The organism is Paraburkholderia sp. 2C (genome assembly GCF_054589215.1).
This window is the reverse complement of the sequence record NZ_BAAILL010000045.1, coordinates 263446-279903: the sequence shown is the minus strand read 5'-3', so window position 1 is coordinate 279903 and position 16458 is coordinate 263446. Positions and strand designations below refer to the sequence as shown.

At 65.6% G+C, this 16458-nt stretch carries 13 protein-coding genes; 11 read left to right on the top strand and 2 right to left on the bottom strand.

All coding sequences use genetic code 11. The features are described from left to right. Positions 1-54 precede the first annotated feature (54 nt). Positions 55-1323 carry a glucose-1-phosphate adenylyltransferase gene (gene glgC, locus ACYPXD_RS23180; protein WP_459716463.1) on the bottom strand — a complete coding sequence of 423 codons (1269 nt, stop codon included), beginning with the start codon at positions 1321-1323 and terminating at the stop codon, positions 55-57. Between the two features lie 493 nt (positions 1324-1816). Between glgC and ACYPXD_RS23175 the strand changes: the two genes are divergently transcribed. Then, positions 1817-2836 carry an alpha/beta fold hydrolase gene (locus tag ACYPXD_RS23175; protein ID WP_459716750.1) on the top strand — a complete coding sequence of 340 codons (1020 nt, stop codon included), beginning with the start codon at positions 1817-1819 and terminating at the stop codon, positions 2834-2836. Between the two features lie 149 nt (positions 2837-2985). Here the strand turns inward: ACYPXD_RS23175 and ACYPXD_RS23170 are convergent, their stop codons facing one another. Then, positions 2986-3984 carry an LLM class flavin-dependent oxidoreductase gene (locus ACYPXD_RS23170; protein WP_459716459.1) on the bottom strand — a complete coding sequence of 333 codons (999 nt, stop codon included), beginning with the start codon at positions 3982-3984 and terminating at the stop codon, positions 2986-2988. 896 nt (positions 3985-4880) lie between these two features. Between ACYPXD_RS23170 and ACYPXD_RS23165 the strand changes: the two genes are divergently transcribed. The 10 genes from ACYPXD_RS23165 (at position 4881) to astE (ending at position 16344) form a co-directional block, all read left to right on the top strand. Next, positions 4881-5438 carry a hypothetical protein gene (locus ACYPXD_RS23165; protein WP_459716457.1) on the top strand — a complete coding sequence of 186 codons (558 nt, stop codon included), beginning with the start codon at positions 4881-4883 and terminating at the stop codon, positions 5436-5438. Between the two features lie 148 nt (positions 5439-5586). Beyond that, positions 5587-6708 carry a patatin-like phospholipase family protein gene (locus ACYPXD_RS23160; RefSeq protein WP_459716455.1) on the top strand — a complete coding sequence of 374 codons (1122 nt, stop codon included), beginning with the start codon at positions 5587-5589 and terminating at the stop codon, positions 6706-6708. Positions 6709-6979: 271 nt separating this feature from the next. Then, on the top strand, positions 6980-7780 hold the full coding sequence (locus ACYPXD_RS23155; RefSeq protein ID WP_459716452.1) for an ABC transporter ATP-binding protein: 801 nt from the start codon (positions 6980-6982) through the stop codon (positions 7778-7780). Positions 7781-7921: 141 nt separating this feature from the next. Continuing rightward, positions 7922-8899, top strand: a complete 978-nt coding sequence (locus ACYPXD_RS23150) for a GlxA family transcriptional regulator (protein WP_459716748.1) — start codon at positions 7922-7924, stop codon at positions 8897-8899. A 113-nt stretch (positions 8900-9012) separates the two neighbouring features. Next, positions 9013-10248, top strand: a complete 1236-nt coding sequence (locus ACYPXD_RS23145) for an aspartate aminotransferase family protein (RefSeq protein WP_459716450.1) — start codon at positions 9013-9015, stop codon at positions 10246-10248. A gap of 20 nt (positions 10249-10268) precedes the next feature. After that, positions 10269-11336: an arginine/ornithine succinyltransferase subunit alpha gene (gene aruF / locus ACYPXD_RS23140; RefSeq protein WP_459716447.1), complete on the top strand. Its 1068-nt coding sequence runs from the start codon at positions 10269-10271 to the stop codon at positions 11334-11336. Continuing rightward, a complete protein-coding gene (gene astA, locus ACYPXD_RS23135; protein ID WP_459716445.1) occupies positions 11333-12421 on the top strand; it encodes an arginine N-succinyltransferase in 1089 nt (362 codons plus the stop codon). The genes aruF and astA overlap by 4 nt, the downstream gene beginning before the upstream one ends. Further along, on the top strand, positions 12418-13881 hold the full coding sequence (gene astD, locus ACYPXD_RS23130) for a succinylglutamate-semialdehyde dehydrogenase (protein WP_459716443.1): 1464 nt from the start codon (positions 12418-12420) through the stop codon (positions 13879-13881). The genes astA and astD overlap by 4 nt, the downstream gene beginning before the upstream one ends. Positions 13882-13891: 10 nt before the next feature. Then, positions 13892-15232, top strand: coding sequence for an N-succinylarginine dihydrolase (gene astB / locus ACYPXD_RS23125; RefSeq protein WP_459716440.1), 1341 nt, complete (start codon positions 13892-13894; stop codon positions 15230-15232). Between the two features lie 32 nt (positions 15233-15264). Beyond that, the gene (gene astE, locus ACYPXD_RS23120) at positions 15265-16344 is read left to right on the top strand and encodes a succinylglutamate desuccinylase (protein ID WP_459716746.1); all 1080 of its coding nucleotides are present in this window, start codon (positions 15265-15267) and stop codon (positions 16342-16344) included. The last annotated feature ends 114 nt before the right edge of the window (positions 16345-16458 follow it).

The following is a 16458-nucleotide window of genomic DNA, read 5'->3' as shown; positions in this document are numbered from 1 at the left end:
CTCGCAGTCCGGGTTCAGGGAATTGTGCCGCACTACCAGGTGCGCCGCGTTGAGCTAGCGTTGGGCGTCGCGTCGTAACGCCTCGGCCGTGACGAGCACGACGCCGCTCTCGGTTCGATAGAAGCGTTCGGCGTCGCGCGCCGGGTCTTCGCCGATCACCGTGCCGTCCGGAATCTGGCAGCCGCGGTCGATCACGACCTTGCGCAGCCGGCAGCTCGCGCCGATCGTCACCTGCGGCAACAAGACTGCCTCATTGATGTTACAGAATGAGTTCACGACGACATTCGTCGACAGCACCGAGCGGGAAATCTGCGAGCCCGAGATCACGCAGCCCGCGCAGACAATCAGATTGGTCGCCGACCCTTGCAGTCCGTTCAGGTCGCGCACGAACTTGGCCGGCGGCAACTGTTCGAGATGCGTCCAGATCGGCCAGTTGCGGTCGTACAGGTCGAGCGTCGGAATCGTCGAGGCGAGGTCGAGATTCGCGGCCCAGTATGCGTCGATCGTGCCGACGTCGCGCCAGTACGACTCGACGCTCGGGTCCGACGATACGCACGACATGCTGAACGGGTGAGCGATCGCCTTGCCCGACGTCACGATGCGCGGAATGATGTCCTTGCCGAAGTCGTGGTCGGTCGCGGCGCTCGTGATGTTGTCCTCGAGCTGGTCGTACAGGTATTGCGCGTTGAACACATAGATGCCCATGCTCGCGAGCGCGATATCGGGGCGCCCCGGCATCGCGGGCGGATCGGCCGGCTTTTCGACGAAGCCCGTCACACGGCGCTGTTCGTCGACGGCCATCACGCCGAAGGCGACCGCTTCCATGCGCGGCACCTCGATGCAGCCGACCGTGCAGTCCGCGCCGCTTTCCACATGGTCCATCACCATGCGCGTGTAGTCCATCTTGTAGATATGGTCGCCGGCCAGCACGATGATGTACTTCGGGCCGATCGAGCGGATGATGTCGAGGTTCTGGAACACCGCGTCGGCCGTGCCGCGATACCAGTGCGCGCCTTCGACGCGCTGCTGCGCAGGCCACAGGTCGATGAACTCGTTGAACTCGCCGCGCAGGAAACCCCAGCCGCGCTGCACGTGGCGCAGCAGCGAATGCGCCTTGTATTGCGTGACCACGGCGATGCGGCGGATGCCCGAATTCAGGCAGTTGGACAGCGCGAAGTCGATGATGCGGTATTTGCCGCCGAAGTGGACAGCCGGCTTGACGCGCTTGTTGGTGAGCGGCCCGAGCCGGGTGCCGCGGCCGCCCGCGAGCACGATGGCGAGCGTGGTGTGTTGCAGGTCGTTCAGGCTTGCCGGAGTATCCATCTGCGTCTCCCAGTTGCTTAAGGGCCCCCCGGACAGACAAGCTAGCGTGCTGCGAAGCGTATTGTTCTTGTTTGTTGTTTTTGGTGCGGCCTTCCACAGTCTGGACCTTGCGGACCCCGCGCGCAATGCGCAAGACGCACTGCATGATGCAAGCCACGTGCCTCCTCATGTGCCTCGTCATGAGGGCTTGCCGCGTGTGCTTGCGCCAGCACGTTCGAGCAGCGCCAGGTAGAATCATCCGCTCCGATCTGTGTCCGTTCAAGTTCGGGTTATTGCTGCCCACATCAGCCGCCCGACCCTGCGCCTCTTAGTCAAGAACAAGCTCATGAAACCGCGCCACACTCTCTCGCTCGCGTCGTTGCCTTCGCTTTTGCCTGCCGTTTCCCTTTCGATTGCCCGAGTTTCGTCTGCATTGATGGGTGGCGTCTGTGCGCTGGCGATCGCGCTTGCGCCGGCTGCGCATGCCGCCGGTCAGGCGGACGAGGGCGCGGGCATGGCGCCGGCTGCCGCCCGCGGCGCCTCCGATAGCGGCGCGCCCGCGGCCGCCGGCAACGCCGGGCCCGCCTATGGCCCGGAGCTCGAAGGCTTCGATTATCCGTATCCGGTGCGCCAGTTCAGCTTCATGTCGCAAGGCGAGTCGCTGCATATGGCCTATATGGACGTCGCGCCGGCCGACCCCGCTCACGCGAACGGCCGCACCGCGGTGCTGCTGCACGGCAAGAATTTTTGCGGCGCGACATGGGTCGAGACGATTCGTCGCTTGAGCGATGCCGGCTACCGCGTGATCGCACCCGACCAGATCGGCTTTTGCAAGTCGAGCAAGCCCGAGCGCTATCAGTTCACCTTTCAGCAGCTCGCGCGCAATACACACGATCTGCTCGAATCGATCGGCGTCACACGCGCAACGATGATCGGCCACTCGACGGGCGGCATGCTCGCGATCCGCTATGCGCTGATGTACCCGGAGGCGACGCAGCAACTCGTGCTGGTCGACCCGATCGGCCTCGAGGACTGGAAGGCGAAGGGCGTGCCGTCGCTGTCGGTCGACCAGTGGTATGCGCGCGAGCTCAAGACCAGCGCGGACAGTATTCGCCGCTACGAGCAGGCCACGTATTACGCGGGCCAATGGAGTGACAGCTACGAACCATGGGTGCAGATGCTCGCGGGCATGTATCGCGGACCGGGCAAGCAACTCGTTGCATGGAATTCCGCGCTGCTCTACGACATGATTTACACGCAGCCTGTGTATTACGAGTTCGGGCTGCTGAAAGTGCCGACGCTGCTGATGATCGGCGACAAGGACACTACCGCGATCGGCAAGGACGCCGCGCCGCCCGACGTGCGTGCCAAGCTCGGTCACTATCCGGAACTCGGCAAGGCCGCGGCGCGCGCGATGCCGCATGCGACGCTTGTCGAATTCCCAAGCTCGGGTCATACGCCGCAGTTGCAGGATCCGCAGGCGTTTCACAAGGCGCTGCTCGATGGCATGGCGGCGGTGCAGGGCGCGAAGTAACGCATCGCGCCGGCGTCGCGCGGCTCATCGCGTGGTGAGTTAAGGCGTTCGAGCCTGTAACAGTAAAATTGTTATTTACAGGTTAGGCGTCAGAGCGCGGGATCGCGCCCCGTCGTACAGGGCTCGGGGCGGCCGATGCAAAGCCGCCGTCACCGAGCGGCCGCGTCGAGTTCGTCGCGAATCTGCGCGGCCATTTCGAACGAATGCAGCCGCGCCGCGTGATCGTAGATCTGCGCGGTCAGCATCAATTCGTCGGCGCCGGTCTGCTCGACGATCGACACGAGTTGCTCGCGCACCGTGTCGCGGTCGCCGATCGCCGAATACGCGAGCGAATGCGCGACGCTCGCCAGTTCGAACTCCGATGCTTCGATGCGATCGACGGGCGGCTGCAACTGGCCCGGCGTGCCGCGCCGCAAATTGACGAACTGCTGCTGCAAGGACGTGAAAAGCCGCCGCGCCTCGTCGTTCGTATCGGCTGCGAACAGATTGACGCCGACCATCGCATACGGCCGCTCGAGTGCTGCGGAAGGACGGAACTGCGCGCGATACAGCTTCAACGCCGTCAACATCTGGTCCGGCGCAAAGTGCGAGGCGAATGCAAACGGCAGACCGAGCGCCGCGGCCAGTTGTGCGCTGAAGAGGCTCGAGCCGAGCAGCCACAGCGGCACATTGAGGCCCGCGCCTGGCACGGCGCGCACCCGCTGGCCGGCAACCGGTTCGGCGAAATAGCGCTGCAGTTCGACGACGTCGTCGGGGAACGAATCCGCGCTGCCTTGCAGATCGCGGCGCAAGGCGCGCGCAGTGGTCTGGTCGGTGCCTGGCGCGCGGCCCAGACCGAGATCGATGCGGCCCGGATACAGCGACGCGAGCGTGCCGAACTGCTCGGCGATCACGAGCGGCGCGTGATTGGGCAGCATCACGCCGCCCGAGCCGACGCGGATGGTTTGCGTGCCGCCGGCGACATGCCCGATCACGACCGACGTCGCCGCGCTCGCAATGCCGGTCATATTGTGATGCTCGGCCAGCCAGAAGCGTTTGTAACCCCAGCGTTCCGCGTGTTGCGCGAGGTCGAGCGTGTTGCGAAAGGCGTCGCCTGCCGTCGAGCCGGCGGTGATCGGAGACAGATCGAGAACGGAAAAGGGAATCATGGCAATCCAGAGGAAGGCCGCGCGAGCGGCGCAGAACAGAGCGGATTGTGCCAAAGCACGCTTATTTCCGCTGAAGGCCGCCATAAGTCCACATTCGCCGCAGGGTTGGACTGTCCGATGTCGCGGCGAGCTTGCCGGCGTCGCCCGCGTTGCCGATCGCGCACGGCATGCGGCCGCGATGCGCACGCGTCGGTCTTGCACGACATGCCCTAGCGTGTGAATTCGCACAGATAGTCAGGCATCGGCGCATTAGCCTGAGGGTGGCGCTGTCGACATGGCCGCGGCCTTCCCCGGACTTCGACGCCGGTCGCTTGAGCTCGTCACGCGTAGGTCGGCTACGCAGTACACCCCCGGACGCAGCGGGCGACCGGCTCAGCCGGACGCTGATTCCGGTGGCATCAGCTGCACTTGTAACCGATCCGCCCCCCGCATGATCGAAGTTTCGTCAGCCGATTCGGTGTAAACGCGCTCTCGCGCGTTCGTCGTTGCAACGCTAGATTGTGATCAATCGGCGCATAGTCGAGGGGCCAAACGGTCGCGCATGCGCGGCCGAACAAAGCGACAGAGCCGCTGCTGATACGCGGCCGGTTGAAGCGGAGCAGGTGCAACGGCCGTGAGACGAAGCGTCCACGGCCGTTGTGCCGCCGCATCCACCTTCCTTCACATTTCCCCACATCAATTCGACCGCCCACGCACAATGCGCGCTGCTTCGGCGTGTCCGCTTCGCGCGGTTCGTCTCCGCGCCTCATCTCAGCGCCTTATCTCAGCGCCTTATCTCAGCGCTTGGCCCCCGTGCTTCGCCAGCTCACTTCGTCTCATTACGCGCCGCTTCGCGCGTCTGCGGTATCCTGTCACGTCGATGACTCCGTGACATCCGTCACCTTCCACGCTTTCAGATGGCCTTCCGCTATTCATCGCTGGTCGCGGCCACGCTCGGCGCATCGATTGCGCTTGCCGGTTGCGACAATCAACAGACCGAGCACGCCGTGCAGAAGCTCAAGGATTTCTTCAACGCAATCAAGCCGGACGTGCTGCTGCTCAAGGGGCTCACGCCCGGCGTCACCACCGAAGCGCAGATTCGCGACCAGATGGGCAAGCCCGAAACCGAGCGCAACTTTACCGACGGCTCGAAGCGCCTCGAATATCCGCGCGGCCCCGAAGGCCTCAACACCTATATGGTCGATATCGGTCTCGACGGGCGCTTGCAGGCTGTCACGCAGGTGCTGACCGCGGCCAACTTCGCGAAAATCCGCGCCGGCATGAGCGAGGACGAAGTGCGGCGCCTGCTCGGCAAACCCGGCCAGATCGCCGTCTATCCGCTGAAGCCCGAAACCGTGTGGAGCTGGAAGTGGCGCGAAGGCGGGGTCACCGAGGAAGCATTCTTCAACGTGCATTTCGATGCGAACCACGTCGTCTACACGACGTCGCGCTCGGATGTGATGCGCGGTCATTGAGCAGGAAACGGAGCCGGAAACTGCGCGGCAAACCGAGAGGAAACCGAGCGGGAAACTGAGCGGCAAACCGAGCGGCAAACCGAGCGGCAAACCGAGCGGTAACCGGGCAGCTAACGCAATGACGGCAAAACGAGGAGGGGTTCGGCAGGTGGCGTATCGACGTCGTTACAAGAAGATCGGTCTCGTGCTCGGCGGCGGCGCCGCGCGCGGTTGGGCGCATATCGGCGCGATCCGCGCGCTGCACGACGCGGGTATCAGGCCCGATGTCGTCTGCGGCACCTCGATCGGCGCGCTGGTCGGCGCGGTCTATGCGCATGGCGACCTCGACTGGCTCGAAGACTGGGTGTCGCGGCTGACGTGGCAGTCGGTCGTGAGGCTGCTCGATCTGCGCTTCTCGGGCGGGCTTTTCGGCGGCAAGAAAGTGATCCAGGTGTTTGCCGAGCGCTTCAACGGCTGCGAAATCCGCGATCTGAAGATGCCGTTCGCCGCGGTCGCGACCGAACTCGATACGGGCCGCGAGACGTGCTTGCAGGAAGGCAGCGTTGTCGATGCCGTGCGTGCGTCGATTGCGATTCCGGGTATTTTCACGCCGGTGTGGCATGAAGGCGTATGGCTCGTCGACGGCGGGCTCGCGAATCCGGTGCCGGTATCGGTCGCGCGCGGGATGCGCGCGGACTGTGTGATCGCAGTCGATCTGAATAACGACATTCTCAATGGCCGCGATCTCGGCGGCGCGGCGCTGCCGTTGCCGGCCACCGCACGGCGGCCGCGTACGAGGGCGCGCAGACGGCCGGCGCCGCGCGCGGCCGGGTCTCTACCTGCCGAACCGCTGGCGAATCCGCTTCACCCGCAGGCCGATGTGCTGATCTCAGGGCCGTCGCTGGCGGATCAGGTGGTGGCTGCCGCCGCAACGCCCGCGCTGCGTCGTAACGGCAAGCCGTGGCCGCGCTGGCTGCAGCCGGCGCCGGGGTTCGAAGACCGCGTGGGCGACGTTCATATCGGCGATGTGCATCCGGGCGACGTCCGTGTGCCACCCGCGCCAAGCGCGCGCATCCCGTCGATGCTGAGTTCGATCGCACAGAGCATCGACATCATGCAGGTGCGTATCACGCGCAGCCGCCTTGCCGGCGAACCGGCCGACGTGCTGATCCAGCCGCGTCTCGGCGGCCTCGGCATCTTCGATTTTCACCGTGCGGAGCCCGCGATCGCCGAAGGGCGCGCGGCCGTCGAGGCGATGCTGCCGGCCATCCGCGCGCTGCTCGGCGAGTGACGCGCGTGCATGCCACGCGGGTTCACGCCGGTTCGCGCGGGTTCGCGTGAGTTCATATGGCATGCTCAGCGTCGCGCCTTGCGGCGCGGGTGTGCTATTTTCCGCGCTGCGCCGTACCTTGCCTTTATGCGGCAATGCGGTGATCCTGATGCCGTCGCGAGCGTTGCCGCGTCGTGATTGCCGCCGTCTGTCACCTGAAGGCGCGCCGCGCGGCACCGGCCCGCGCACCTCGCGGTGCGGCGTCATCGACTCCTCTGGACTGGAGACCATCTTGCCCGATCACACTCAAGCTCAAGCCGAAGAAGTCTGCAAGCTCGTCGTGCAGGATATCCACAAGCGCTACGGCGACAACGAAGTGCTCAAGGGCGTGTCGATGAACGCGCAGAAGGGCGACGTGATCAGCATCATCGGCGCGAGCGGCTCGGGTAAGAGCACGTTTCTGCGCTGCATCAACTTTCTCGAGCGGCCGAACGCGGGCAAGATCATCGTCGACGGCGAAACGGTGCGCACCAAGGCCGACCGCAACGGCAATTTCGAAGTGGCGGACCACAAGCAGCTACAGCGCATCCGCACGAAGCTCGCGATGGTGTTCCAGCACTTCAACCTGTGGGCGCATATGACGGTGCTCGAGAACGTCGTCGAGGCGCCGATGCATGTGCTGGGCCTGTCGCGTCGCGAAGCCGAAGAGCGTGCGCGCACGTACCTCGAGAAGGTCGGGCTCGCGCCGCGCCTTGAAAAGCAGTATCCGTCGCATCTGTCGGGCGGGCAGCAGCAGCGCGTCGCGATTGCGCGCGCGCTGGCGATGAATCCCGACGTGATGCTGTTCGACGAACCCACTTCGGCACTCGACCCCGAACTCGTCGGCGAAGTGCTGAAGGTCATGCAGGCGCTCGCCGACGAAGGCCGCACGATGATCGTCGTGACGCACGAGATGGGCTTTGCGCGCAACGTGTCGAATCACGTGATGTTCCTGCATCAGGGCCGCACCGAAGAAGAAGGGCCGCCGGCCGAAGTGCTCGGCACGCCGAAGAGCGAACGGCTCAAGCAGTTTCTGTCCGGCAGCCTCAAATAGTGCTCGTGCATGACGCGATCGATCCGCGCCGATTCCGGCGGCAGTCCCGATAAAAGCGCCGACACGAGCGCAGCCAGCAGCGCGGAAACCCGCGCGCCGGGCACCACGCAGGTGGCGATCGTCGCGTTGCCGCCGGTGTCGATGTCGGGCGTCGGGCCGATCGTCGATACGCTGAATCTCGCCAATGAAATCGATGGCCGCGCGCTGTACCGCTGGCAGGTCTGTTCGTGGGACGGCCGGCCGGTGCCGTTGGCGGGCGGCGCGCAATGGCCGGCCGACGCCGCATTCGGCGCTGCGATCGCGTGCGACTGGCTGATCGTGATCAGCGAGCGCTTCCAGCCGTTCGCCGACCACCGGCGGTTTCTCGCCGACCTCGCGCGGGCCGGCGCGCGCATACCGCTCGTTACCGGCATTCATCACGGCGTCTGGTGGCTCGCGATGGCGGGGCAATTGTCCGGCTATCGCGTGAGCGTCAACTGGGAGACGTATCAGCAATTCACCGAGCAGTTCGAGCACGCGATCGTCACGCAGCAGATCTTCGAGATCGACCGCGATCGCGCGACCTGCGCGGGCGGCCAGGCAAGCATCGACTTCATGCTCGCGATGATCGCGCGCGAGCACGGCCAGGAACTCGCCGAACGGATCGCCGATGCGCTTGGCGTCGGTACGCTGCGCACGGGCGCCGAGCGGCAGCGCATTCCGTTCGTGACCGCGCCGGGCGAACGCCATCCGCGTCTGAACGATGCGCTGCTGCTGATGGAAGCGAATATTGAAGACCCGCTCACGACCGACGAGATCGCGGACCTCGTCGGCGTGTCGCGGCGTCAGCTCGAGCGGCTTTTCCGGCAGTATCTCGGTGCGATGCCGTCCCGATACTACCTGGGCCTGAGGCTCTCGAAGGCGCGCACGCAGTTGCAGCGCACGAGCAAATCGGTCGTGCAGATCAGCCTTGCGTGCGGGTTTTCGTCGGCCGCGCATTTTTCGAACGCGTACCGCGAGCGTTTTAATGTGACGCCGCGCGAAGAGCGCCGCAACTGGCTCGATAAGCAGTCGGCGGGCGCATCGTCGCGCGCGACGCCCGCGGCGCCGGGCGAGCCGCCCGAACGCGACCGACCCTAGCGCCGCGCGCCGGCGCCCCGGGATCTTCGATAGAACACGTCGCGTATGCGCAAGACGGCGCGCGTATCGTTTTCTACACTATGAAGGTTACCCGCCCGCCTCGAGGATCCGCCATGAACGACCAGAATGTGACACGCCAGACCTTCGACGAAGTGATGGTGCCGGTGTTTTCGCCCGCCCCGTTCGTGCCGGACCGCGGCGAAGGCTCGCGCGTCTGGGACACGCAGGGCCGCGAGTATCTCGACTTCGCCGGCGGCATCGCCGTCACCGCGCTCGGCCATGCGCATCCGGAACTGCTCGAGGTGCTGAACGGGCAGGGCGCGAAGCTCTGGCATATCGGCAACGGCTATACGAACGAGCCGGTGCTGCGCCTCGCGAAGCGGCTCGAAGAACTGACGTTTGCCGACCGCGCATTTTTCGCCAACTCGGGCGCCGAAGCGAACGAAGCGGCGTTCAAGCTGGCGCGGCGCGTGGCGTTCGACCGGCATGGCGCGGATAAGGTTGAGATCGTCTCGTTTGCGCAGTCGTTTCATGGCCGCACGTTCTTTACTGTCAGCGTCGGCGGGCAGCCGAAATACTCGGAGGGCTTCGGGCCCGTGCCGGCCGGCATCGTCCATCTGCCATACAACGATATCGAAGCGGCGCGCAAGGCGATCGGCCCGAAAACATGCGCGGTCGTGGTCGAACCGATCCAGGGCGAAGGCGGCGTGATTCCCGCCGATCCCGCGTTTCTGCGGGCGCTGCGCGAAGCGTGCGACCGGCACGGCGCGCTGCTCATTTTCGACGAAGTGCAAACGGGCGTTGGCCGTACCGGCTTTTTCTACGCGTATCAGGACACCGATGTGACGCCGGACATCCTGACCACGGCGAAGTCGCTCGGCAACGGCTTTCCGATCGGCGCGATGCTGACCACGAACGAGCTGGCCGCGCACTTCAAGGTCGGCGTACACGGCACGACGTATGGCGGCAATCCGCTCGCATCGGCGATCGCGCTCAAGGTGGTGGAACTGATCAGCGATCCGCACCTGTTGGCCGGCGTCCGCTCGCGCAGCACGGCGTTGCAGGAAGCGCTCGCGAAACTCAACGAGCGCTTCGGCATCTTCACGCAAGTGCGCGGCAAGGGGCTTCTGATCGGCGCGGAGCTCAACGATGCATTCAAGGGGCGCGCGAAAGATTTCGTCACGGCAGCGGGCAAGCATGGGCTCATCATGCTGATGGCGGGCCCGGACGTGTTGCGCTTCGCGCCGTCGCTGATTATTCCGCTCGACGATCTGCACGAGGGGCTCGCAAGGCTCGCGAAGGCGATCGAAGAAGTGATCGGTGCGACGGCTGCGTCGCACGCGAAGTAGCCTGCACACAGGGAACCACGATGCTCTTTGTCCGCCCGGGTCGCCTTGCCGACCTCGATGCGCTCGAACAGATGGCGCGCGCCGCGCAGCCGGTGCTGCATTCTTTGCCGCATGACCGCCGCGCGCTCGAGGCGCGCGTCGCATTGTCGGAAGACTCGTTTCGCGCGGAAGCGGATTTTCCGGGCGAGGAGTTCTATCTCTTCGTGCTCGAAGATAGCGAAACGGGCAGGCTGCTCGGTACGGCGAGCATCGTCGCCGCGGCCGGTTATTCGGAGCCGTTCTACGCGTTCCGCAACGATGCGCTGATTCATGCGTCGCGCGAGCTGCATGTGAACCGCAAGATCCACGCGCTGACCATGTCGCACGAGCTGACCGGCAGGAGCCGTCTCGGCGGCTTCTATATCGAGCCCGAGTTGCGCGGGGCGGCGGCCGCGCATCTGCTGTCGCGCGCACGCATGATGTATATCGCCGCGAACCGCAAGCGCTTCACGCCCGAGGTATTTTCACTGCTGCTCGGCGTGACCGACGAAGCAGGCGTGTCGCCGTTCTGGGAAGCGGTGGGCCGCAAGTTTTTCGGCCGCCACTTCGCCGATATCGAAGTACAGTCCGGCGGACGCAGCAGCACGTTTATCGCCGAGGTGATGCCGAGCTATCCGATCTATGTGCCGCTGTTGCCGGAAGCGGCGCAGCGCGTGCTCGGCGAGCCCGACGAAAAAGCGCTGCTCGCGTACGAGATTCATCTCGAAGAAGGCTTCGAGACCGACCGCTATGTCGATATCTTCGACGCGGGACCGGTGCTGACCGCGCAGGTCGATCGCAGCGCCTGCGTAAAGCGCAACGAGACGCGCGCCGTGCATGCCGCAGACGAAGCGCCGCCCGAGCGCGCACAGAGCGCCACCTATATGGCCGCGAGCAATCGCCCCGGCGAGTTCCGCTGTGTGCTGGCCGAATTGCCGCGCGAGCGCAGTGCGGGCGCGCCGCTGCCGGCCGCGGCGCGTGCCGCGCTCGGCGTCAGCGTTGGCGACACGGTTCGCTGCGTGATCCTGCATCAGGAAGAGAGCAACGCATCTGCGGAGGACATGCAATGATCGTCGTGCGTGTCGTGCAGACGGGCGATCTGGACGCGCTCGTCGCCCTTGCCGGAGAAACCGGACCCGGCCTTACCACGTTCAAGCCCGATCGCGCGGCGCTCGAGGCGCGCATCGAGCGCTCGCGCCGCACGCTCGACAATCGCGCGGCGCCGCACGAGCAGGGCTACCTGTTCGTCATGGAAGACAGCGCGACGGGCGACATCGCGGGCGTCTGCGGCATCGAAACGGCGGTCGGCCTCGATCAGCCTTTCTACAACTATCGGGTGAGCACGGTCGTGCATGCGAGCCAGGACCTCGGCATCTGGACGCTGATGCGCGCGCTCAATATCTCGCACGATCTGACCGGCTATGCGGAAGTGTGCTCGCTGTTTCTGAGCCCGCGCTATCGCGCAAGCGGTGTCGGCGGCTTGCTGTCGCGGTCGCGCTTCATGTTTATCGCCCAGTTCCGCGAGCGTTTTCCGCAGCGCATCTGCGCGGAGCTGCGCGGCCACTTCGATGCGGAAGGCACGTCGCCGTTCTGGCGCGCGGTCGGCTCGCACTTCTACCAGATCGATTTCAATGCGGCCGACTATCTGAGCTCGCACGGCCGCAAGTCGTTTCTTGCCGAGCTGATGCCGCGCTTTCCGGTGTATGTCGATTTGCTGCCCGAAGAGGCGCAGGAGTGCGTCGGCCTCACGCATAGCGACACGCTGCCCGCGCGCAAGATGCTCGAAGCCGAAGGGCTGCGCTACGAGAACCACGTCGATATTTTCGATGCGGGCCCCGTGCTCGAATGCCATATCGCCGATTTGCGCACGGTGCGCGAGAGCGTTGTCGTGCCGGTGGAGATCGGCGACGCGTCGCATGCGTCCGCGGACGGCCGGCGCGAGGCGGCGCATGGCAACGAAGGCGAAGCGCCGCGTTCGCTCGTCTCGAATACGTCGCTCCACGATTTTGGCGTCGGCGTGGCGCGCGGTGTCGTCGAAGCGGGCGTCTTCCGCCTGTCCGCCGACGAAGCCGCGGCGCTGCGCGTCAACGCCGGCGACCCCGTGCGCGTGCTGCCCGCGATCCACGCACCCCAACCGAAACAGGGATCAGCATGACCGAACTATTGATCGACGGCAGCTGGACTGCCGGCACCGGCGCGGCCTTCGCGTCGCGCGACCCCGGCACGAACGGGATCGTCTGGGAAGGCAACGGCGCATCGGCCGACGATGTCGAGCGCGCGGTCATGAGCGCGCGCCGCGCGTTCGCGCATTGGTCGGCCACATCATTCGAAGCGCGGTGTGCGATCGCGCGCCGCTTCGCCGCGCTGTTGAGCGAACGCAAGGAAGCGCTTGCCGCGACGATCGGCCGCGAGACCGGCAAGCCGTTGTGGGAGGCGCGCACCGAAGTCGCCGCGATGGCGGCGAAAGTCGATATCTCGATTCAGGCTTACCACGAGCGCACCGGCGAAAAGCGCGCGGCGATCGCCGATGGCACCGCGGTGTTGCGGCACCGGCCGCATGGTGTCGTCGCGGTGTTCGGGCCGTATAACTTCCCGGGGCACTTGCCGAACGGGCATATCGTGCCCGCGTTGATCGCGGGCAATGCGGTGGTGTTCAAGCCGTCCGAACTCGCGCCGGCCGTTGCGCGCGCAACGGTCGAAGTGTGGCAGGAAGCGGGGCTGCCCGCCGGCGTGCTCAGTCTCGTGCAAGGCGAAAAAGACACGGGCGTCGCGCTTGCGAATCATCGGCAGATCGACGGGCTCTTCTTTACCGGCAGCTCCGGTACGGGCTCGCTGCTGCACAAGCAGTTCGGCGGACGCCCCGAGATCGTGCTCGCGCTCGAAATGGGCGGCAACAATCCGCTCGTCGTGGCCGAGGTGGGCGATCTCGACGCGGCCGTTCATCACACGATCCAGTCGGCGTTTTTATCGGCCGGGCAGCGCTGCACCTGCGCGCGGCGCATTCTCGTGCCCGACGATGCGTTCGGCGACCGTTTTATCGCGCGTCTGGTCGACGTCACCTCGCGGATTCGGGTCGGCGCGTACGACGCAGACCCGCAGCCGTATATGGGCGCGGTCGTCACCGCGCGCGCGGCGGCACGGCTGGTCGATGCGCAGACGCGGCTCGTGGCGGGCGGGGCGCGCACGCTGCTCGAGATGCGGCAGCGCGATCCCGCACTCGGCTTCGCGAGCCCCGCGATTCTCGACGTGACCGAGGTGGCGGATCTGCCCGACGAAGAGCATTTCGGGCCGCTGGCGCAGGTCATCCGCTACCGCAGCTTCGATGCCGCGATCGAACGCGCGAACGACACTGCGTACGGACTCTCGGCAGGCCTGCTTGCCGACGACGAAGCGCAGTGGACGCATTTCCAGCGCACGATCCGCGCCGGCATCGTCAACTGGAACCGGCCGACCAACGGCGCGTCGTCGGCTGCGCCGTTCGGCGGCGTCGGGCGCTCGGGCAACAACCGGCCCAGCGCGTATTACGCGGCCGACTATTGCTCGTATCCGATGGCGTCGGTCGAAAGCGCGCAATTGCAGATGCCCGCGAACGTGTCGCCGGGCCTTTATTTCTAGGGATCGGACGATGCAAGCGATCGAAGCGAATTTCGACGGGCTGGTGGGCCCGACTCATAACTATGCGGGCCTGTCGTTCGGCAATGTCGCGTCGTTGTCGAACGACAAGTCCATTGCCAATCCGAAGGCCGCCGCGAAGCAGGGCTTGCGCAAGATGAAGCAGCTGGCCGATCTCGGCTTCCGGCAGGGCGTGTTGCCCCCGCAGGAACGGCCGTCGCTGCGTTTGTTGCGCGAACTCGGCTTTTCGGGCGGCGACGCGACCGTGATCGCGAAAGTAGCGAAGGAAGCGCCCGAACTGCTCGCCGCGGCGAGCTCCGCCTCCGCGATGTGGACCGCGAACGCGGCCACCGTGAGCCCGTCGGCCGACACCGCGGACGGGCGTGTGCATTTCACGCCGGCGAACTTGTGCAGCAAGCTGCATCGCGCGATCGAGCACGAATCGACGCGCCGCACGCTGCGCGCGATTTTCGCGGACGAAGGCCGCTTTGCGGTGCACGAAGCGTTGCCGGGCACGCCCGCGCTCGGCGATGAAGGCGCGGCCAACCATACGCGCTTTTGCGCCGCGTACGGCGAGCGCGGCATTGAATTCTTCGTGTACGGCCGCAGCGAATACCGGCGCGGTCCGGAACCGAAGCGCTACCCGGCGCGGCAGACCTTCGAGGCAAGCCGCGCGGTCGCGCAGCGGCATGGGCTCACGGAAGAAACGACCGTCTACGCGCAGCAGAACCCCGATGTGATCGATGCGGGCGTGTTCCATAACGACGTGATCGCGGTCGGCAATGGGCATACGTTGCTGTGCCACGAACTCGCGTTTGTCGACCGCAGCGCGGTGTACGACGAACTGCGCGCGAAGCTGGCCGCGCATCATGCGCCGCTCGAGGTGATCGAAGTGCCGGATGCGCTCGTGAGCGTCAACGATGCGGTCACGTCGTATCTGTTCAACAGCCAGTTGCTGATGCGGGCGGACGGCACGCAGATGCTTGTCGTGCCGCAGGAATGCCGCGAGAACGAGCGCGTCGCGCGTTATCTCGACACGCTCGTCTCGGGGGGCGGACCGATCGGCGAGGTCAAGGTTTTCGATTTGCGCGAAAGCATGAAGAACGGCGGCGGCCCTGCCTGTTTGCGGCTGCGGGTCGTGCTGACCGATGCGGAGCGCGAAGCGGTGTTGCCCGGTGTCTGGATCGACGCACGGCTGTTCGGCTTGCTCGATGCGTGGATCGACCGGCACTATCGCGACCGGCTGGCGCCCGGCGATCTGGCCGATGCGCAACTGCTCGACGAATCGCGCACGGCACTCGATGAACTGACGCAAATTCTGCGGGTCGGATCGCTGTACGATTTTCAACGCTGAATGTTCGACACTGAACCGAGGCCGAGACCATGATGCTCGACGACTTCCTCGCCTGCACGCTAGCCGGCACCGCGCCCGATGCCGCGCAACGCGAAGGCGTGTGCGCCAATGGCGTGCGCTGGCATTGGCTCGACGACGGCGTGCTGCAATTCGAGCCCGCGGCGGCCGGGCGCGATGCACGCGATGCGGCCGCCGTGCACAGCGTGCTCGCGTCGGCCGGCATCCACGGCGACGAGACCGCGCCGATCGAGTTGTTGTCGGCCATCGTGCGCGATATCGCGAATGGCCGCGCGCCGCTCGTATGCCGGCTGCTCGTCGTGCTCGGCAATGTCGCGGCGATGCGCGCGGCGTGCCGCTATATCGACGACGATCTGAACCGTCTTTTCAGCGGCCGTCATGCGCAATTGCCGAACAGCAAGGAAGCGCCGCGCGCTGCCGCGCTCGAACGAAGCGCCGCGCAATTCTTTGCGAATGCGCCGCAACGGCGCGGCGCGCGCTGGCATATCGATATGCACACGGCGATTCGCGCGTCGGTGTTCGAGCGCTTTGCGCTGCTGCCCCATACGGGCGAGCCGATGTCGCGCGCGATGTTCGAATGGCTGCGCGACGCGCAGATCGCGGCCGTGCTCGTGCATTCGGCGAAAAGCAGCACCTATTCGCATTTCACGTCCGAAGCATGCGGCGCCGACGCATGCACGCTCGAACTGGGCAAAGTGCGCCCGTTCGGACAGAACGATCTCGTGCGTTTCGCGGGCGCCGACCGCGCGCTGCGTAACCTGATTTCGGGTCAGCGTGATGACCGCTGCGATCGCGCCGGCCGCATCCGCTCCATTGACGAAACGGCGGGCGCCACGCCGCTGCCGCGCGTCTTCACGGTGATCGATCAGATCACGAAACACAGCGACGCATTCGAACTGCTGGTCGAAGCCGACGTGCCGAATTTCACCGCGTACCCGCAACACACGCTGCTCGCTCGCGACGGCGGCTATCGCTATACGGTGAGCCATCCGGAAGAACGCATCGTGTTTCCGAATCCGTCGGTAAAACCTGGACTGCGCGCGGGGCTGATGGTCGTCGAAACGACGGCGGACGCACTCGCATCACTGCAATAAGCGAAGTTTCGTTGTGCGCACACGATTTCGCTGTCCGCGGCATGCGGGCGTGCGCTAAAATCGCCGGGCATCAGAACCCGGTGCATCGCGCATGGTCTTGAATGGGTTGGGCAT